17 protein-coding genes are annotated in these 18,618 nt (G+C 58.4%); 7 read left to right on the top strand and 10 right to left on the bottom strand.

Annotated elements, in window-relative coordinates; genetic code table 11:
- Positions 1-263: 263 nt before the first annotated feature.
- Positions 264-923, top strand: coding sequence for a S24 family peptidase (locus BJF91_RS07095; RefSeq protein WP_075613768.1), 660 nt, complete (start codon positions 264-266; stop codon positions 921-923).
- Positions 924-1,081: 158 nt separating this feature from the next.
- Positions 1,082-1,495 (top strand): tellurite resistance TerB family protein, encoded by a 414-nt coding sequence (locus tag BJF91_RS07090; protein WP_075613767.1) that lies wholly within the window; start codon positions 1,082-1,084, stop codon positions 1,493-1,495.
- A gap of 66 nt (positions 1,496-1,561) precedes the next feature.
- Here BJF91_RS07090 and BJF91_RS07085 read toward each other — a convergent pair whose 3' ends face one another.
- Positions 1,562-2,452: a transporter substrate-binding domain-containing protein gene (locus tag BJF91_RS07085; RefSeq protein WP_075613766.1), complete on the bottom strand. Its 891-nt coding sequence runs from the start codon at positions 2,450-2,452 to the stop codon at positions 1,562-1,564.
- A 78-nt stretch (positions 2,453-2,530) separates the two neighbouring features.
- Here BJF91_RS07085 and BJF91_RS07080 point away from each other — a divergent pair, with 78 nt between their 5' ends.
- Entirely contained in the window at positions 2,531-4,474 is a 1,944-nt protein-coding gene (locus BJF91_RS07080) for a glycosyltransferase family 2 protein (protein WP_234801564.1), read from the top strand.
- A 169-nt stretch (positions 4,475-4,643) separates the two neighbouring features.
- Here BJF91_RS07080 and BJF91_RS07075 read toward each other — a convergent pair whose 3' ends face one another.
- From BJF91_RS07075 to BJF91_RS07045, 7 genes are all read right to left on the bottom strand, one after another.
- Positions 4,644-6,464 carry an ABC transporter ATP-binding protein gene (locus tag BJF91_RS07075; RefSeq protein ID WP_075613764.1) on the bottom strand — a complete coding sequence of 607 codons (1,821 nt, stop codon included), beginning with the start codon at positions 6,462-6,464 and terminating at the stop codon, positions 4,644-4,646.
- Positions 6,461-7,219: a DUF1028 domain-containing protein gene (locus tag BJF91_RS07070; RefSeq protein ID WP_075613763.1), complete on the bottom strand. Its 759-nt coding sequence runs from the start codon at positions 7,217-7,219 to the stop codon at positions 6,461-6,463. Before BJF91_RS07070 ends, BJF91_RS07075 begins: the two co-directional genes overlap by 4 nt.
- A 3-nt stretch (positions 7,220-7,222) precedes the next feature.
- The gene (locus BJF91_RS07065; protein WP_075613762.1) at positions 7,223-9,007 is read right to left on the bottom strand and encodes a gamma-glutamyltransferase family protein; all 1,785 of its coding nucleotides are present in this window, start codon (positions 9,005-9,007) and stop codon (positions 7,223-7,225) included.
- Between the two features lie 18 nt (positions 9,008-9,025).
- Positions 9,026-9,901, bottom strand: a complete 876-nt coding sequence (locus BJF91_RS07060) for an ABC transporter permease (RefSeq protein WP_075613761.1) — start codon at positions 9,899-9,901, stop codon at positions 9,026-9,028.
- Positions 9,898-10,845 carry an ABC transporter permease gene (locus BJF91_RS07055; protein ID WP_075613760.1) on the bottom strand — a complete coding sequence of 316 codons (948 nt, stop codon included), beginning with the start codon at positions 10,843-10,845 and terminating at the stop codon, positions 9,898-9,900. Before BJF91_RS07055 ends, BJF91_RS07060 begins: the two co-directional genes overlap by 4 nt.
- Positions 10,846-10,904: 59 nt before the next feature.
- Positions 10,905-12,416 carry an ABC transporter substrate-binding protein gene (locus tag BJF91_RS07050; protein ID WP_075613759.1) on the bottom strand — a complete coding sequence of 504 codons (1,512 nt, stop codon included), beginning with the start codon at positions 12,414-12,416 and terminating at the stop codon, positions 10,905-10,907.
- A gap of 117 nt (positions 12,417-12,533) precedes the next feature.
- Complete coding sequence (locus tag BJF91_RS07045) at positions 12,534-13,271, bottom strand: FadR/GntR family transcriptional regulator (RefSeq protein ID WP_075613758.1); 738 nt, start codon at positions 13,269-13,271, stop codon at positions 12,534-12,536.
- Between the two features lie 31 nt (positions 13,272-13,302).
- Between BJF91_RS07045 and BJF91_RS07040 the strand changes: the two genes are divergently transcribed.
- The 3 genes from BJF91_RS07040 (at position 13,303) to BJF91_RS07030 (ending at position 14,437) form a co-directional block, all read left to right on the top strand.
- Positions 13,303-13,536 carry a hypothetical protein gene (locus tag BJF91_RS07040; RefSeq protein ID WP_139310608.1) on the top strand — a complete coding sequence of 78 codons (234 nt, stop codon included), beginning with the start codon at positions 13,303-13,305 and terminating at the stop codon, positions 13,534-13,536.
- 166 nt (positions 13,537-13,702) lie between these two features.
- Positions 13,703-13,906, top strand: coding sequence for a cold-shock protein (locus tag BJF91_RS07035; RefSeq protein WP_075613756.1), 204 nt, complete (start codon positions 13,703-13,705; stop codon positions 13,904-13,906).
- A 300-nt stretch (positions 13,907-14,206) separates the two neighbouring features.
- A complete protein-coding gene (locus BJF91_RS07030; RefSeq protein WP_075613847.1) occupies positions 14,207-14,437 on the top strand; it encodes a BrnA antitoxin family protein in 231 nt (76 codons plus the stop codon).
- Between the two features lie 152 nt (positions 14,438-14,589).
- On the opposite strand, the gene BJF91_RS07025 is transcribed toward BJF91_RS07030, so the two are convergent.
- Positions 14,590-15,969: an enoyl ACP reductase FabMG family protein gene (locus BJF91_RS07025; protein ID WP_075613755.1), complete on the bottom strand. Its 1,380-nt coding sequence runs from the start codon at positions 15,967-15,969 to the stop codon at positions 14,590-14,592.
- A gap of 342 nt (positions 15,970-16,311) precedes the next feature.
- On the opposite strand from BJF91_RS07025, the gene bla reads away from it, so the two are divergent.
- Positions 16,312-17,229 carry a class A beta-lactamase gene (gene bla, locus BJF91_RS07020; RefSeq protein WP_083943198.1) on the top strand — a complete coding sequence of 306 codons (918 nt, stop codon included), beginning with the start codon at positions 16,312-16,314 and terminating at the stop codon, positions 17,227-17,229.
- A gap of 143 nt (positions 17,230-17,372) precedes the next feature.
- On the opposite strand, the gene BJF91_RS07015 is transcribed toward bla, so the two are convergent.
- On the bottom strand, positions 17,373-18,374 hold the full coding sequence (locus BJF91_RS07015) for a LacI family DNA-binding transcriptional regulator (protein ID WP_234801563.1): 1,002 nt from the start codon (positions 18,372-18,374) through the stop codon (positions 17,373-17,375).
- Between the last annotated feature and the right edge of the window lie 244 nt (positions 18,375-18,618).

Genomic DNA, 18,618 nt, shown 5'->3' with positions numbered 1-18,618 from the left:
CAACGGCTTGCTGATCGGCATGCGGTGCCCTGTGCCTTGATCTGGCTTGGGCAGCATGCCACCAGCAGGGCTACAAATTTCCCCTCCTAAAAATCAGGGATGTGACGATAGGGACAGGGAAAGCGTGGCGAATATCCGCGACGAATATCAAAAATAGAGGACTTTATTCCTCTTTCATCTTTACTCTCGACCTCTTCTGTTCGATATATGGCGGGGGTCTAAGCCGTGTGCCACGGCTTTATAATTGCCGGGGTTGGCGGGATATGCTTTCACATGAGACGATCTGGAATGCGATTGACCGACTGGCCGAACAGTATCATCTGACGCCATCGGGACTGGCGCGAAAAGCGGGGTTGGACCCCACATCCTTCAACAAGTCCAAGCGTGTCGGCCCGGATGGTCGGATGCGTTGGCCCTCGACGGAATCCATCGCCAAGGTTCTGGAAGCAACTGGGGCGAGGATCGACCAGTTCGTGACGCTGATCAGCAACGACAATCGCAGCGACGTGGTGCCGGAGGGTAATTTCCCACCACAAATTGGAGCTATCCCATTGCTAGGCCTGGCGCAGGCCGGGTCCGGCGGCTTTTTCGACGACGGCGGTTTTCCTGCCGGCCAGGGCTGGGATCTTGTGGATTTTCCAACGGCGGCCAAGCCGGGCGTCTATGCTCTGGAAGTTCAGGGCGACAGCATGAAGCCGCTCTACCGCGACGGCGACATCCTGATTGTCGAGCCTGGTGCGGCCGTGCGCCGTGGCGACCGGGTGGTCGTCAAGACCTGCAACGGCGAGGTCATGGCCAAGGTCCTTGGCCGCCAGACGGCACGGTCGGTCGACCTGATATCCATCAACGCGGACCACCCCAATCGGGTGCTCGACATGCAGGATGTCGAATGGATCGCCCGGATTATCTGGGTCAGCCAGTAGGAATATTTCCCATAGACTTAATCCTCTTTAGGCAGTCTGCGGCGACATTGACGCCTCTTGAAACCGCCTGCGGCAATCGCCATTCTTCATGGCGCGCGGCGGCTTAGCCGGAACTGAGAACCGATCCACTCGAAGACGATGACAGGAACACTACATCCATGACCTCCAAGGTGACCGTGCAGGATGCGATGATTTTCGCGATGGTGATGACGTCGGCGGTCGACAATGCCATGGATGACCGGGAATTGGAGCGGATCGGCAATCTCGTTTCCAATACGCCCGTTTTTGCCGGCTTCGATGAAGGTGCCGTGCTCGACGTTGCAAGGCGCTGCGCCACCATTCTGGCGGGGCCGGAAGGCCTCGACATCACGCTCGAAACGATCCGCGATGCCCTGCCTGAGCGGCTTTACGACACCGCCTATGCGCTGGCCGTCGAAGTCGCAGCCGTCGATCATACTGTGCGACCGGAGGAAATCCGCCTGCTGCAATTGCTGCGCGACCGCCTCGGCCTCGACAAGCTAACTTGCGCTGCCATCGAACGCAGCGCGATTGCCCGCTATCGCAAGGCTTAAGCCTTGTCTTCTAGAGCATTTCCGTGCGGAAAGGCGGTTTCCACTTTCCCTGGAATGCTCTAGCTCTCAATAAAAGCCTTCCGGGAAATAGCGGCGGGCGAGTTCGTCCAGCCGCCCCTTTCGCGACAGAGACACAAGAGCATAGTCGAAGGCGGCGCTTAGGAAGCCGTCTTCCTTGCGCACCATGATGGTCATTCCCTCCCCCAGGAACCCTTGAGAAAAATAAGGGCTGCCGAGATAGGCGCAGCACTGGCTAGAGGCTGGGCTCGCCAGCCAGAAGGATGATTGCAGGGAATCGGCGAACACGGCTGCGAGTTTTTTCTGCTTCAATGCCTCCATCAAGTCCGCCTGATTGGCGACCGGAACCGCAACAGTGGCCGGGAAAAACGCTTTCAGCATCGCCTCCTGTGCCGAGCCGGCGACAACGCCGACCTGTTTGCCAGAAAGCATCGCGGGCGTACCCGAAGCGCTGCCGCGCGCCACGACAAAACGGGCCGGTAGCATCAGGTAGGGTCGTGAAAACGCAAAATCGCGGCGCAGCCCCGCCGTCACGGCCATGCCCGCCACCGCAGCATCACCATGCTTGCTGAGCAGCGCGATTTCGATGTCGGAGAACGGTACAGACTGGACTTCGCATTTGGCCTCGACGTCCAGCTCCCGGCAGATCTCCCGCACCAGATCGATATTATAACCGGTCAAATGTCCAGTCTGATCCAGAAAGCTGAAGGGCGGAAAATCAACCGTCGTCAGAAACCGCAGCCGCAGCAAAACCGATAGATCCGGCTTCGGCAGCCTGGCCCGCACGTCAAACAGAATGGGCGGCGTGCCTGATACCGTTTCTTCCGCTCGCGCAACAGGCAGTGAAATCAACAGACTTGAGAGGCAGAGCGCTGCCCACCGCGCAATTGCCATGGTTCGCCCCTTGGTTTTCAGGGATGCAACTTTCAACCGGCGCATTATCATCTCTTTCGGGCAGGGATAGGGCGTGGGGTCGTGCCATTGTTTAGCAAAGGAATTGCGCCATGGAAACGCGCCTTGCCGTTTTCATCCCATTCCGGGCTTTTCTCTGCATCGAGCCAGCAGCGTTTGCGCGGTTCTGTGACGGCGGTGGCTTTTCCTGACATCCGCACTCGCTTCGGTCAGGAATTGCAGGTGCTGAGAGGGATTGGCCTGGAGAGGCCGTTGCTCGCAAGATTGTTGCGCCAAGCGATCGAGAATGGCTCCACGATGGAGCAGGAATTGTTGGTCTCGGGAAGTATGGAAGCGCAGGATTATTACTGCGCGCTCGCCGGTTATCTGGGACTGCCATTCTTGGCGACCCTGCCGATCGATCAGGTTCTCTATTCCGACCATATGGACAGCCAGTTGATCCGGCCAAGCCTGCTGCGGTTGCATGACAAGGTCCGTCCACCGATCACCGTCATTGTGCCGGAAGCCCGCCATATCGACGCCCTGCACAAACGGGTGACCGAAGCGCCAGACCTGAGAGCTTCGCTTGCGGTGACCACGCCACGCGCTTTGGCTGGAGCGGTCTGGCAGGCGGGCAGCTTGCAGCGAGTGGAAAAGACAACCAATCATCTCTTCGAGACCGCACCGCTGTCTTCCGCCCGCATGGTTCTGACCGGCCGGCAGGGCTTCTGGCTAGGTTCGCTGCTCACAGCAGCCATCACGGGCCTCGCCATCTTCGGATCGGGTGCGCTGGCTGTCGTCCACATCCTGACCTCGTTGCTTTATCTATGGATGCTCGCCTTTCGCGCCGTCACTCTCGCCTACCGGGTCACGGGCCTCGCGCAGCAGGTCTTCTTGCCGGCGACGGCGCAACTGCCGGTCTATACGGTTCTCGTGGCGCTCTACCGCGAAAGCGCCATGGTCCCACAACTGATCGAGAGCCTGCAAAGGCTGGACTGGCCGGCGGCTCGGCTGGATATCAAGCTGGTCTGCGAAGCGGACGATCTGGAGACGCTGGGCGCGCTGGCGTCGATGACGCTGCCCGCCCATATCGAAGTTATCGCGACGCCACCGGTCGGACCCCGGACCAAACCAAAGGCGCTGACCTACGCACTATCCGGCGCCCGCGGCGATTTTCTCGTGCTCTACGACGCCGAGGACCGGCCCCATCCCGCTCAACTCAAGCAGGCCTATGCCCATTTTCTGGCCAGCGCTCCTGAGGTTGCGTGCCTACAGGCGCCGCTGATCATCGCCAATGGCGATGAATCCTGGATCAGCGGGCTGTTTGCACTGGAATATGCGGCGCTATTTCGCGGAATATTACCGATGTTGGCCCTGCACCGCCTGCCGCTGCCACTGGGTGGGACATCCAATCATTTCCGGACCGAAGCCCTGAAGGATGTCGGAGCGTGGGATCCCTATAATGTCACGGAAGACGCCGATCTCGGCCTGCGGTTATTTCGAGCCGGCTATCGCTGCGAGACCATAACGCTGCATACGTTGGAGGATGCCCCCGTCAACGGCCGAATCTGGCTGGGACAGCGCAGTCGCTGGTTCAAGGGTTGGCTGCAGACCTGGCTGATCGTGATGCGCACGCCGCGTCGAGCCGTGGCAGAAATGGGCCCGATCGCCTTCGCCGTCTTTCACCTGATGATCGGCGGTATGCTCCTGTCATCGCTCAGCCACCCTGCCCTGTTGCTGTTCTTAGGCGTCACGCTGGCCAACATGATCGAGCCGCCCATCGGAGGCATCCCGATCCGCGATCTCGCGATGTTCTGGATTGATTTCGTCAATATCCTCGGCAGCTATCTGATCTTCCTTGCTCTTGGCCGAGCAGCAATGACCGAATTCGAACGCCGCCGCATCGGCCGCCGCTATCTATTCATTCCGATTTATTGGCTGATGACATCGGTTGCCGCCTGGAATGCAATGATCGAGCTCAAAACGAAACCATTCTTCTGGAACAAGACGCCGCACATGCCAAGGAGCAGGGCAAAGAGATCAGACACACCACCTCCAGAGAGAAGTTAGCCGCCGATCCTGAACGGACATCTCGACTGGACAGCGATCGGAGAAGCTTGCGGGATTGAAGACGAAATAACGATCGAACTGAAGAAACAACTGCCGCCGGCCTCGGATGCGATCGTCCGTTGCTGAAGGCACATCCCGCAGGCGAAAAACGTTGCGCCGACCGCGCGTTTTATAAACCGCTATCAGCCATCTGCACGAGGTGGCCGGCTGATACCTCACGATACGAGCGGTCAGGTACTGTGTAACCGACCGGTCTGACAGGACTTTTCAATTCGTCGTTGGAAATTCCCCGGCGAACACCGCGACGCGCCGGATCGGGAACCGGCACGGCAGCGATCAGCTTTTTTGTATAGGGATGCTGCGGGTTCTCGAAAACCGATGCGCGAGGTCCGATCTCGACGATTTCGCCGAGATACATAACCGCAACACGGTGGCTGACCCGCTCCACCACTGCCATGTCGTGGCTGATGAACAGGAAGGCGAGATCGAGACTTTCCTGCAGGTCGAGCAAAAGATTGCAGACCTGCGCCTTGATCGACACATCAAGGGCTGAAACGCTTTCATCGGCGACAATGACTTTCGGATCGAGCGAGAGCGCCCTGGCAATCGCGATACGCTGGCGCTGCCCGCCCGAAAACTCATGCGGATAGCGGTTCATCATCGCGCTGGACAGTCCGACGCGCTCAAGCAGGTCTGCGGCCTTTTCACGTGCCTGTTGGCGCGTCCCAAGCTTATGCTTGATGAAAGGCTCCGCCACCGCCGCACCAACAGTCATGCGCGGATTGAGGCTTGAGAACGGGTCCTGGAAGATCATCTGGATGCTCTTGCGCATCCGCCTGAGATCCGCCCCCCTCAGGCTGCGCACGTCGTAACCGTCAAGCATCACCTGACCGGCCATCGGCTCTATCAGCCGCATAATGGAGCGGCCGGTGGTGGACTTGCCGCAGCCGGACTCTCCGACCAGCGCCAGCGTCTCGCCTGCGCGCAGATCGAAAGACACATTTTCGACCGCGTGGACGGCGCCCGTCTGCCGGCTGAACAGCCCGGAGCGGATCGCAAAGCGCGTCACCAGGTTTTTCACCTCGAGGATCGGCCCCTTTTTTGCGACCGTATCCCGCTCTTCGGATGGCTCGACGGAAACACCCGTCGCAATATCCACGGTGGGAAAGCGCATTGGCAGCCGGCGGCCTGCCATAGACCCTAGTTTTGGCACCGCCGACAACAGCGCGCGCGTATAAGGGTGCTGACCGCGATTGAAAATTGCTTCCGTTGCCCCGGTTTCCACGGCTTCGCCCCGCAACATCACGATTGTGCGGTTGGAAATCTCGGCAACCACGCCCATGTCATGGGTGATGAACAGGACGGACATGCCCTCTTCTTGCTGCAGCACCTTGATCAGGTCGAGGATCTGGCCCTGGATCGTAACATCAAGGGCCGTGGTCGGCTCGTCAGCAATCAACAATTTCGGCTTTGACGCCAGCGCCATGGCGATCATCACCCGCTGACGCATGCCACCGGAAAACTGGTGCGGATAGTCGTCGAATCGACTTTTGGCGTTGGGAATGCGGACCTTCTCCAGAAGGCGGACCGTCTCGCTGCGCGCCTCGGCGGCGTTCATGCCTTTATGGCGTGTCAGCACTTCGGAAATCTGGCGGCCGATGGTGAAGATCGGATTGAGCGACGTCATCGGCTCCTGGAAAATCATCGCCATGTCGTTGCCGCGTACGCCACGCATCTCCTTTTCCGACAATGCAGCGAGATCGCGTCCGTCGAGGAGGATCTGGCCCTCCATACGGCTGGCATTGGCGGCCAGCAGCCGCATGATCGACAGCGATGTGACGCTTTTGCCGGAGCCGGATTCGCCGACGATTGCCACGGTTTCGCCGGCGGCAACATCGAAGGAAATGTTTCGCACCACGGGCTTCCAATGGCCGTCGACCAGAAAGGATGTCGTGAGATTTTTGACGGACAGGATCGGTCTGCTTGTCATGGGGTCACCGGTGGTGTTGCGTCTGATGCGGAGGGCCGGCCAGCGGCAATCCGTTCGGCCTCCAGTTCTGCGATTTTGCGGTCGATATGCGACCGATCGATCATGCCATGCGGGTTCTGCCGCGTCGGCATCGTCTCGGCCACATGCAGATACCGTTCCTGCGCCACGCTATAGAGCCGCCAGAGTTCCTGCAGCGGATCTGCGTGATCATCGGCATTGATCCGAAGCCACGGGTAATCCTGATCCCGATAGATCACCAAGGCTGCCGATTGCCTGCCGCGCTTGTCGCCGCCCGCCGCCTCCCCCGCTTCCATTGCACCGAGAAGTCGCTCGGCAAAGGGCGCCTCTGCCAGATCGTGATAGGCCCGCAACGTCTTTTCGATCACCTGCGGACCGGCCAGCATGTTACCGGCAACGGAAACGTTATCATCGACCAGATGGCCCGCCCAGTCGATGCATTTGTCTCCGGTAAAGGCGGCATTGCGCCCCTGCGCATCGATCAGATGCATCTGTCGTTGCTGGCTGCCGTCATCACGGCCGGTCAAGGTGGCAATGATCTCGTCCGGTGCCTTCCCCTCACTCAACAGGGCAAGACCGTCCGTCCCGTAAAGCGGACTGACAAAAGCCTGGGTGGCAATAGCGCCGACCCGGCCGCGCAAATGCGGCACAGCACAGCCGACGGCGAAAAAGCGGCTGGCAACCGCTACGGCCAGATGGCCGGTTTTGACGTCATGCGCAACGATCGACCAGGTCATGGCTCAGCGTCCTACGGCATAGGCCTGCATCAGGCGCGGCGTGGCAGCGGCGCGCAGCAGGCCATCGGCATCACGGCGGGCGGCGGTCAGGCGACCAACGCTCCAGTTTTCAGCAACCGTCACCTGATGACCACGGCGGCGCAACTCGGCGATGGTGGCATCGCCAAATCCGGCTTCGACCATGATATGGCCTGGCTCGGATGTGCGGGGATAGAAAGAGCCGGGGAAATGCGTCGTGTGAAACAGCGGCATGTCGATGGCGGCTTGCAGGTTCTTTCCGTGGTGCGCATAGCGCAGGAAAAAGGGCAACTGCCATTGATCCTGCTGATCGCCACCCGGCGTGCCGAAAGCAAGTGTCGGTTTGCCTTGATAGAGGGCCAGCGAAGGCGTGAGCGTCGTGCGGGGACGCTTGCCGGGCTCCAGCGAGGTCGGCAGCCCCGGCTTCAGCCAGAACATCTGCGCACGCGAATTCAACGGGAAGCCGAGACCGGGGATGACGGGTGACGATTGCAGCCATCCGCCGGACGGCGTGGTCGACACCATATTGCCCCAGCGGTCGATCACATCGATATGGACAGTATCGCCCTTCTTTTCCGACAGATGCGCCATGGTCGGTTCATAGACGGCACCCTTGCCGGAAAATTCCGAGAGCATCGCCATCGTCAGGGCATGCTGGTGTTCATAGCCCGGCAGCACGCCCGGCCGCAGCTCGAAGGATGCCTCAGCACCGATCAGCTTTCGGCGCTCGTCGTTATAGGCGTCACCCAGCAACGACTGCGTCGGGATCTGCGCAAATTCGGGATCGCCGTAGTAGACTTCCCGATCTGCGAAGGCGAGTTTCATCGCCTCGACGACGTGATGGACGAAATCCGGGCCGGACGGGTCCATCGCAGCAAGATCGAAGCCCTTCAGCAGCGCCAAGGATTGCAGCAGCACAGGACCCTGGCCCCAGGCAGGGGTCTTGGCCACCGTCCAGTCGTGATAATCATAGGTCTGCGGCGCTTCGACAGTTGCCTGCCAATTGGCCATGTCATCGGCGGTCAGCACACCCTTGTGGCGGCTTCCGCTCGCATCCATCACCTCTGCCGTCTTGAGGTAGCGCTCGATCGCTTCCGCCACGAAGCCACGATAAAAGGCATCGCGGGCCGCTTCGATCTGCTCGTCACGTCCCGACTTGGCTTCCGCTTCAGACACGATCCGCTTCCAGGTGTCCGCCAAAACAGGGTTTTTGAAATTGGCATGGGGTTCCGGGGCACTGCCGCCCGGCAACCAGGTCTCGAAGGATGTCGGCCATTCGGTCTCGAAGAAATGCTGGAGGCCCTTGATGGTCGCGGAAACCCGCGGCAGCACGGGATGCCCCTGTTCGGCATAATAGATGGCGGGCTCCAGAACCTCGCGCACGCTCATGGTGCCGTAGTCCCGCAGCATCAGCATCCAGCCGTCGAAGGCACCAGGAATGACGGTTGCCAGCAACCCGTCGCCTGGGATGAGCTTCAGCCCTTCCGCCGTGTAATGATCGATGGTGGCGCCTGCCGGTGCCGGCCCCTGGGCGCAGATAACTTCCACCTTGTCCTTCTTTACCGAATAAATCACCGCTGGCATGTCACCGCCCGGACCGCACAGATGCGGCTCGACGATCTGCAGCACGAAACCGGTCGCGACAGCGGCATCGAAGGCATTGCCGCCCTTTTCCAGAATGCTCATGCCAACGGCAGAGGCGATCCAATGCGTCGACGTAACGACACCGAAAGTGCCGAGGATTTCGGGACGAGTGGTAAAATCAGTCATGGTTCTCACCTTTGCAAATCAGTGCTCTCGCGGGTCCAGCGCATCGCGCAGGCCGTCTCCCAGCAAATTGAATCCGATAACGACGAGGAAAATCGCGGCACCGGGCCACATGGCCATCCAGGGCGCCTGGCTCAGGAAATTCTTCGCGACATTCAACATGGAACCCCAACTGGCGGCCGGTGGCTGTTGCCCCAAACCGAGGAAGGAAAGGCTGGCTTCAGCAATGATCGCCGTCGCCACAGTCAAGGTCGCCTGCACGATGATCGGAGCCATCACATTCGGCAGGATATAACGGGCCATGATATCGACATGCCCGAGCCCGACGGATCGCGCGCCCTCGACAAAATCCTCCTGCTTGACCGCCATCACTTGACCGCGCGTCAGCCGCACGAAGATGGGCATGGCCGATAGGCCGATCGAGATCATCGCATTGGTCAGGCTCGGCCCCAGAAAAGCGGCAAGCGCGATCGCCATGATCAGGAACGGCATGGCGAGCAGCGCTTCCGTGATCCGCGAGATCACCAGATCCACCCAGCCGCCGAAATAGCCGGCGAGGATGCCAAAGGGCACGCCGATGACGACGGCCAGGCTGACCGAGAAAATACCGGCCATCAGCGAGGCCCGCGCGCCCCAAATCATCCGCGACAGGATATCGCGTCCAAGATCGTCCGTGCCGAACCAATGGGCCGCAGACGGCGCCTTGCGAATGGCCGACCAGCTTGTCGCAACAGGATCCGGTATCGGCAGAAGCGGCGCAGATAAGGCAAGCGCCACGAAAAAGCCGATGATGACCAGACCCGCAAGCGCGCTGCGGCTGGCCTTTAGCTTGCGCCAGGCGCGGCTGTTCTGGCTGGTATCGGTTACACCTGAAATGGATGGATCGAGCGCACTCATAGGCTTGCCCTAAGGCGCGGATTGAGAAGCACATAAAGGACATCGGCAATCAGGTTCATGAGAATAAAGCCCACCGCCGTACACATGACAACGCCTTGAACGACGGCATAGTCGCGATTGAAGACGGCATCGACGATGAGTTTGCCGAAGCCGGGAATGGTGAAGATCTGTTCCGTCAGCACGGCACCGGCGAGCAGTTCCCCGAACAGCAGCGCAGTCAGCGTCACCACCGGCAGCAATGCATTGCGAAAACTGTGAGAAAGAACGACTTCGCTCGGCGACAGACCCTTGGCACGGGCCGTGCGGATATAGTCCGCAGACAAGACGCCCAACATCGCTGAGCGCGTGTGGCGCATGAGGGTCGCGGCCAACGCATTGCCCAACACGAAAGCCGGCATGACCATCGTCTGCAGCGAGCGGACGGGATCGACGAAAAACGACTCGTAGCCAGAGGCCGGCAGCCATCCGAGTTTGACTGAAACCAGCAGGATCAGCATGATCCCGAGCCAGAAATTTGGAACGGACAGACCCGACAGCGCCAGAATGCTGGCGATATAATCGATCGCCGTGTTCTTCTTGACAGCCGCAATGATGCCTGCGGGAATGCCGATCACGATGGCAAAGATCATCGCCATTATGGCAAGCTGGATCGTCACCGGCAGCTTCTCCGCGATCAGTTCCGTCACCGGCTGATTGGTGCGTAGCGAAATGCCGAGATCACCGGTGGCGACACCGCCAAGCCAGCGCACATATTGCAGCGGGATCGGATCGTTCAGATGGTATTTTTCCCTGAGCAACTCCAGCACGGCCGGATCGCGTTCCTCTCCCGCCATGGCAAGAATGGGATCTCCCGGCAGAAGTTTCTGCAAGGAAAACACGAAGATCGAGATGACCAGCAGGGTCGGGATCGCAACCAGCAGGCGTTTTCCGATATAGACAGACATTCCGCCATCCTCCTGGAGATAGAGAGGCGCCGCAGGACATTGCCCTGCGGCGGCGGGCATTAGCCCTGTTTTTTAACGGAGACGAGGCGGATCATGCCATCAGGGTTCGCAACGAACCCGGTGACGCCTTTCTTCATCGCCCATATCCAGGACTGATGGCCGATATAGATCATCGGCAAATCGTCGTTGAGGATCTTGGCGGCCGCATCATATTTCTGCTTGCGGACACTGTCGTCGGTCGAGGCGCGCGCTTCGTTCAGCAACGTATCCACTTCAGGATTGCAGTATTTGGTATCGTTCAGGCCACCCTTGCATGTGAGGAATTGGTGGATATTGCCGTCCGGATCGACCCGACCCGACCAGTCGGAGCGGCTCATCTGATAGTTGCCACGGGTCTGCTCATCGAGCAGCGTTGCAAATTCCGTCGACTTCAACGTCACATCGAAGCCGGCTTCTGCCACCATCGACTGGATGATCTGCATTGTCTGCTGCACGACAGGGCTGTTGGGGATCTGCATTTCCACCGGAACGCGGTCATAGCCCGCTGCCTTCACCAAGGCCTTGGCTTTTTCGACGTCGCGTGCGGGCACCGGAAGGGCCTTGTCATACCAAGGACTGCTGGGTGCGAAGGGCTGATTACCGCTGACGGCCGTGCCTTCGAACACGATCTGCATCAGCGCATCGCGGTCGATGGCAAGCGAGAAGGCTTGCCGCAACCGCTTGTCCTTACCGACAGGGTTGTCCGCCTTCGGTCCATTGCCGACATTGACATAGATCGAAAGGTTGCCGATCCCGACAATGTCAGCATAGGCCAGTTTGGCATCGGCCTTGATGGCCGGAGCATCGGTCGGCGCGACCCGCTCGATCAGATCGAGATCGCCCGCTTGAAGGTTCGCGAGCCGAACGGTGCTGTCGGGGATCGGCAGATAGGTCACCTTATCGATAAAGATCTGATCCTTGTTCCAGTAATCCTGAAACTTCTCGAGCACGATGCGGTCCTGCTGGACGCGCTCAACGAATTTAAATGGTCCGGCGCACACTGGCTTGGAGCCGAAATTGGCACCCAGTTCCTTGGCGGCCTTCGGGGAAACGATCATGCCTGCCCTGTCGGAAAGCTGCGCAAGCAAGGTAACATCCGGCTTTTTCAGCGTGAACTTCACTTCCAGCGGCGCCGACGCCTCGACCTTTTCGACCGAGGCCAACTCGCTCTTGCGGCGCGATTCAGGCAGCGTCATGTTGCGCTCAATCGTGGCAACCACCGCCGCGGCATCCATCGTGGTGCCATCGTGAAACTTCACGCCGTCGCGCAGCTTCATGGTCAGCACCTTCCCGTCCTCGGACCAGGCCCAGGATGTTGCAAGCTGCGGCACGAATTTCAGATCCGGCGAGACGTCAACGAGCTTGTCGCACATCGCGGTGTAGACGATGCGACCGACGAAAGTGCGCGACTGGGCGGGATCAAGGACATCGGCATCATCCTGAAGCCCGATGCGCAATTCGGTTGCCCCTGCCGGGAGAGCCGTCAAAACGCCGAATGTAAGCGCTGTCACCCAGTTAAAAATACCGGTCATACTTGTTCTCCTCTGAGCCAAAAGACTGCTTGTTCGATTGCCGGCTTATGCCGCCGGCTTTGTGTATCGTCGTTTTGGAAGGCTCAGCCTTCAGCCGCGTCGACCCTTGATCCAAACTCAGTCAACCAAATCGAGAGCATTGGCCTCACCGGCCATAGGATCCATTACTGTCGCACGCACCAATCGCTCCTGCAGCATCAGCAGATGCTGCAGCATGGCCTCGCCCGCCTTTGCGGGATCACGAGCGGCAATGGCGTCGATAATGCCGTCATGCTGGGCATAGGCCACACCCACTGCACCGTTGCTGCGCGCCCGTTCGCGAATCGCCTGCCAGGCTTCATCCTGACGGACATGGTTGATCATGTCGAAAATCGCCAGGAACAGCTGATTGCGCGCACTTTGGGCGATCTGCCTGTGCAATGCCCCATCCCATAACTCCCGGGCATCTGCGTCGTCGCTGTCTATGATCTTGCGGGCAAGGTCGCGCATCCTGGCGACTTCCGATGGCTTGGCCCGCATAGCTGCAAGCTGGGCAAGCTGTGGCTCGATGCGTAACCGCACCTCCATGATTTCCATGAAGTCCGTTCCGGCAACGATGGCATCCACACTGCCGGACCAATTTCCAGGACGCGGGCCGGCAAATGTGCCCGATCCCTGTCGTCGCCACACCTCGCCTTCAGCCTCAAGCACTTCCAAAGCCCGGCGGATAGCTCGACGTCCAACACCAAGATGCTCAGCCAAAGCCCGCTCGGTCGGTAGCTTTCCATCGTCACCAAATCCCCCCGCGCGCAGCATCTCCCGCAGCTTCTCAAGCGCGTAGTTGGCATTGTCAGGCGGATTTGAGGATTGCACCATTTTTTAAACCAATTCTCAATTGGTTCGAATATTGGCGAACAACGACGCGCTGTCAATTAAATTCTATGCAGTTCACTTCACTGCCCAAAATATGAGCTTCCGCTCTCCGCGTTACCCCGCCAACAAGGCGAGAGCCGCCGCCGATCACTACGATCTGAAGCCTGAGCATATGAATGAGTTTGGTTATGTCGCAGCCTACCGTTTCGGCTTCTCTGCTGCGGCTGACTATTGTCTCGCCATTTCTGCCAAGTCTCACAGGAAATGATCCGCCTGAAAAAGATCAGGCCGGTTCTTGACCTCTTCCATGCGACCGAGCCGGATCCACCGCAACAGAAAGAGTATCACTGGTGCGGAAAACGAGAGGCTATGACGTCTTGTAACGATGGACCTCGGTCGCTACAATTGAGACTTAGCCAATTAACGAGGACACTATGGCAACAGGTACCGTCAAATTTTTCGCGCAGGACAAGGGCTTCGGCTTCATCACCCCCGACCAGGGTGGTCCGGACGTTTTCGTCCACATCTCGGCTTTAGGTTACGGCGGTTCGCTGCAGGATGGTCAGAAAGTCGAGTATGACGTTGGACAGGACCGCAAGACCGGCAAGTCTAAGGCCGAGAACGTTACCGTTATTTGAGTTTTGTCCTGGCTCCGCGGTTGTCGCGGGGCCAGTTCATTCTTTCGTTTCATAAATGAAATGACGGCTATTTTTCTGTGGGCTTCCTGCAACCAGTTGGGCCGCTCCAGAAAGCCAGCGGAGTTTCACTTCGCGATATGCGATCTCTTGCGGAGTGCGGGGCCGCTGACTAGTTTATCAACAGTATTGCGTTCTTGGCTGCCCACACGACATGTGGCTACCCCCACCGCTGTGTCGGACATACAGCTTGAAACCTGGCCGGCTGCACTGCTCAAGCGCACGACACAAGAGGATATGACCATGGCAACACCCCGACGACCGTCCAATCCGAAAGACGCAGCCGAGGCGTTGTTCAAACCGGCAAAGAAGGTCGCAGCGCCGGCTGTTGAACGGCCTGCAATCCCCAACACAAAGGAGCTTGTATCGTTGAAGATCGACAGCGATGTCCTCGCTCATTTTCAGGCTGACGGTCCGGGCTGGCAAGAGCGCATAAACGATACCTTGCGAGCCGCGGTAAATGTGGCCAGTTAAGCTCTTGAGCTAAAACGAACCTGCGACCATGCTGAACTCTTCCGGAGAACGAGCGCAAACACCGTGAGGGCTCGAATCAAGGTGCATTCTTGTCGCAATATTCATGGCTCCTTAGATAAAACGCCTACTCTCTAAGCTCTGCCACGAAACCTTCATGCCACTTCAAGGTGCGAAGACTCAATACCTTTAGCCATAGCCGACCCTGCAGACTTCGACTGTGAATGGGAAGCGTTAAGTCGCCTAGCCACGATATCGTGGTTGAGCCACAGGACGGGACCGGACGGTTCGGAAGCTTCGCCGAAAATCAGCTGCCCGGTTGCCTCAACAACAAGACTGCTAAGAAGATCGCTGATCATCAGCTTGCTATTCCGATGCATGTGCGTGATCTTGCTGGATGTGCCGATGGTCAAATCGGCCTGTGCCTGGCTGTTTGCCATGGGCCATACCGAGAAGTCATAGAACGGGCGCATGACCTCGCTTGCTTGCATCTCGCTGATGGTCTCAAGTACATCGTTCATGGTTAAACCGTCGGCCAAAAGCTGCTCGCAGGCATGCCACTGCTCATCTGCCCATTGCCCGCCATTTTCTTTCTTCAATGCAAGCAGTAGCGGTATCAGGGGCAGCTCTATACCCGTGAATACATCGGAGGAATTGGTCCGTATTTCGGGGCAGTTATAGACAGTTGCCTTGACACCAGCCGCCCAAGCTTCCTGTGCAATGCTCTCAAGCCGCATCTTGGCGTAACCCTGGGTGTAATTGGTGTAGGTCTGCCAGCGATAGCTTCCGTCAATGAGAACTGCCGATCCGTGGTAACCATAGGCAGTATATCGAACTTGACCGCCCGAAGCTTCCACGCGCTCTCGGATCGCTGCGCTGAAATCAATAAGATGGCGAAAGGTGTTAGCGGAAACGTCGTCAAAATTTTGCAGGATGAGCTTTCCCAGGTCACTGTCGATCAGCCTCTGCGATGACATGTGCCGGGATCCGGTTCCCTTGTAGATCCGATTGGCGACGACGAGGAAAACCTTAGCCTTCGGAATGCCCCCGGCCATCGTGTGGGCGAAGAAAACATTGCGACCATCGGCGATCATCCCGTCCAGAACAGTCATGACCTTTGAAAGCGACTCGGTGAAACGCGCCGTGGCAAGGTCACGGCATTGCCCGACATAGTCCCAGTCGAGCTTGTCGTGTTCCCAGCTATCAAGCGTCATCTTTGCCAGAAGATCGGTTGGCGTTGGGCCATTTGCGGGTGCATCGAGATCGAAGCCCGCCATAAGAGGTATGTTGATGATCCTGCCACCCAATTGGGCTTCAGCCGACGACAACTCCTCTGAGTTGAGTGGCCGCAATGCGTTGTTCTCGTCGCGCCGCCCGACAGTAATCCCTACTATCTCCATTCCGGCCCGCTTGGCTTCGTCGAGCAAGCCTGTCGCGTACCCGCGACCGAACAGTTCGCCGAAAAGTACGAACACATCGCCCTTACGGAAAACTGTGTTATCGGAAAGACGATTCAGTGCGACCGGATTTTCCATACTGTCAACTCTTTACTTCGTGCTTCGTGGAGCGATGGCTCATACGAACTTTCACAAACACATGCCCGCGATGACACAAAATGGGAACTCATTTTCGGTGACCGTTCATTTCAAAACGTGAAGTCGGCTTCTGTTGGCCCTAAAGTACAGGGAAGGCTGCGGTTGCCGGGATAGGCTACCGACACCGAAACGAGTGCGCTCGAGAGGTTCCTCCACGGTCTATTACGAGGCTTTCAACCCGGTTAGAATCAACTCCAGGTGAGCCGGATATTGCGTAGCTGAATTCACCAGTCTGACTTGAGAAATCTAGCCTTCGCAATTTGACGGTGATACGCTGCCTCTATGAAGACACATCACATTGCGGCGCCCACATTCGGTCGACGAAACGCGCTGTTTGGTGGAACTGCGTTGCTAATTGCCGGCTGCCTGTCACGTGCGCTAGCAGATAAGACTAGCGCCAGTAAACTTCGCGAGCTTGAGCAGAAGGCGCACGGTCGCCTCGGGGCCTATGTTCTGGATCCCGTGAGGGGAACGGCATTTGGCTGGCGCGAGAACGAGCATTTCACTCATGCCAGTTCGTTTAAAATGTCCTTGGCTGCCATGCTGCTCGCCAAGGCAGACGCAGGGCAGATCGATCTGGATGAAATCCTGCATTGGACGAAGGATGACATGCTGCCTGTCAGTCCGTTGACGAAGGCCAATCTGGACAAGGGACTTTCGGTGCGGGATTTGGGGAGGGCAACGCTTGTCACCAGTGATAATACGGCGGCCAATGTCTTGATGCGACGGTTTGGCGGTCCTTCACAACTCACGGCGTTCTGGCGGTCCATTGGCGACACGGTGAGCCGGCTTGATAGATACGAGCCCGATCTGAACGATACCCCACCCGGGACCGATCTTGATACCACGACACCTGCCGCAATGGCGGCAACCACCGCTGCTTTTGTGCACGGAAATGTCCTTAGTGCGGGTAGTCGCGCGATGCTCCGTGCTTGGATGACAGACGTAAAAACCGGGCGCGACCGCATCCGATCGAGTTTCCCGGTCGATTGGGTTTCCGGCGACAAAACCGGCACCGGTATTGGCAAGACGAAACATACCTACGTCGACCTTGCCTTCGGTGGACCAGCCGGGCGCGGTCCGCTGATTGTCACGGCCTATTTTGAACCGATACGGCCTGCCAAGCCAATGGATAAAAACGCGGTGGCCGTGCTTGCGGCGGTCGGTCACATCGTCGCTGAAAGCCTATCAAGAAGCTGATAGCACTTTGATCATAAACGACATCTCCAGCGCGGCGATGCAGCGGCCGCCTTTCGTCAATGATGACGACCAGACATGGAGAGGCGATGAACCCGGCTCCCACCCATCTTCCGACATCCGCACGAAAAGGCCCTTACCCGCCGTCAGGCCGGTGCGGCTGTGGTCTGTCGCACACGCAGAACCGTCATCACCTGATGGGACTGGGGCGCTGCGTTTTCCTTACCAAGACAGAGAACAAGTTGCTGCGCAGCGATGGTGCCGATTTCCCTGTTGTCGACAAACATCGTTGTCAAGGCGGGAGAGAGTTTGGAGGCCAGTTCGATGTCGTCAAAACCAGTAATGGAAAAGTCGCCAGGAATATCTGCGCCTGCTTGGGTGAGGCCGATCTGCACACCCAGCGCCAAGGTATCATTGCCGCAAATGATGGCTGTAGGACGCGTCGCGGCCGGTTCCGCAATGAGTTGATGGGCAGAACTGATGCCGAAATCCAAGCTGGCCTTGCCGATGATTAAGTGCTTGGGTGCCAGTGTTAGACCTGCGTTCCTCAGGGCGATGTTGATCCCGCGCAACCGGGACAGCACACGGTCATTGTTGTCGCTCGGCTGCATGACGACGGCAAAACGCCGGTGGCCGAGCCCCAGAAGATAGTCTGTAATCTGAACGAATGCTGCCTCGTTGTCGAAACCGACCATGGCATGTGGGGCCCCGTCGCGGTAGGCATAAGTCAGGACATAGGGAATGCGGAGGGCATCAAGATTGTCGTAAAGCGCCTGAGGATGAGTTTCGCCAGCCAGCGCGAGCGCCTCAACGCCGCTTTCGATCATCGCTTTGGCCTGTAGGAAGCCGAGATCCGGATCGTAATTGGAACATGCGATCAGCAGGTTCAGTCCGTGTTCGGCAAAGACGCGCTGCATCGCACCGACCTGATGTGAGAAAATTTCGTTGTCCAGCGTCGGAATAATCACCCCCGCGATGTGAGTGCGGTTTGAGGCCAAGGCACGGCCCGCAGCATTTGGAACCCAGCCCAAGGCTTTGGCCGTCGAAAAAATCCGCTCTCGCGTTTCGGGGGAGACCCTGTCTGGCAGGTTGAATGCTCGGGACACCGTTGCCGTGGAAACGCCGGCACGGCGGGCAACTTCTTCCAACCGCGCCCTGCCACTGCCTTCACGGCTGCGCTTGATAGGTGATCCCGGCTCGCCAAGTTTTCCAGTCATTGCATCTCCGTTCAAGTAGCCAAGCCTAACGGATCTTGCCGAAGCATTGGTCGCAAAGCTGGACCTGTTTGCGGCAAAACCCAACGAAGAACAAGTTGCTAAGTCGGAGCAGCCGATCGGCTTGAAAAGAGTGCCGGATATCCGTGATCAATCTCACGAGGCTGCAAGCCGGAAA

The sequence above is a fragment of the Gillisella taibaishanensis genome, from assembly GCF_001938985.1.
In the GTDB taxonomy this organism is placed as follows: Bacteria; Pseudomonadota; Alphaproteobacteria; order Rhizobiales; family Rhizobiaceae; genus Allorhizobium; species Allorhizobium taibaishanense.
Note: the sequence above shows the minus strand (reverse complement) of the source record. Positions and strands in the feature narration are given on the sequence as shown.

What these genes read in the sequence shown, in the direction of transcription:
- BJF91_RS07050 (WP_075613759.1), bottom strand. Translation starts at nt 12,416, where the DNA reads ATGACCGGTATTTTTAACTGGGTGACAGCGCTTACATTCGGCGTTTTG.
- BJF91_RS07090 (WP_075613767.1), top strand. Translation starts at nt 1,082, where the DNA reads ATGACCTCCAAGGTGACCGTGCAGGATGCGATGATTTTCGCGATGGTG.
- BJF91_RS07075 (WP_075613764.1), bottom strand. Translation starts at nt 6,464, where the DNA reads ATGACAAGCAGACCGATCCTGTCCGTCAAAAATCTCACGACATCCTTT.
- BJF91_RS07060 (WP_075613761.1), bottom strand. Translation starts at nt 9,901, where the DNA reads ATGAGTGCGCTCGATCCATCCATTTCAGGTGTAACCGATACCAGCCAG.
- BJF91_RS07030 (WP_075613847.1), top strand. Translation starts at nt 14,207, where the DNA reads ATGGCAACACCCCGACGACCGTCCAATCCGAAAGACGCAGCCGAGGCG.
- BJF91_RS07055 (WP_075613760.1), bottom strand. Translation starts at nt 10,845, where the DNA reads ATGTCTGTCTATATCGGAAAACGCCTGCTGGTTGCGATCCCGACCCTG.
- BJF91_RS07095 (WP_075613768.1), top strand. Translation starts at nt 264, where the DNA reads ATGCTTTCACATGAGACGATCTGGAATGCGATTGACCGACTGGCCGAA.
- BJF91_RS07065 (WP_075613762.1), bottom strand. Translation starts at nt 9,007, where the DNA reads ATGACTGATTTTACCACTCGTCCCGAAATCCTCGGCACTTTCGGTGTC.
- BJF91_RS07070 (WP_075613763.1), bottom strand. Translation starts at nt 7,219, where the DNA reads ATGACCTGGTCGATCGTTGCGCATGACGTCAAAACCGGCCATCTGGCC.
- BJF91_RS07025 (WP_075613755.1), bottom strand. Translation starts at nt 15,969, where the DNA reads ATGGAAAATCCGGTCGCACTGAATCGTCTTTCCGATAACACAGTTTTC.
- bla (WP_083943198.1), top strand. Translation starts at nt 16,312, where the DNA reads ATGAAGACACATCACATTGCGGCGCCCACATTCGGTCGACGAAACGCG.
- BJF91_RS07085 (WP_075613766.1), bottom strand. Translation starts at nt 2,452, where the DNA reads ATGCGCCGGTTGAAAGTTGCATCCCTGAAAACCAAGGGGCGAACCATG.
- BJF91_RS07045 (WP_075613758.1), bottom strand. Translation starts at nt 13,271, where the DNA reads ATGGTGCAATCCTCAAATCCGCCTGACAATGCCAACTACGCGCTTGAG.
- BJF91_RS07035 (WP_075613756.1), top strand. Translation starts at nt 13,703, where the DNA reads ATGGCAACAGGTACCGTCAAATTTTTCGCGCAGGACAAGGGCTTCGGC.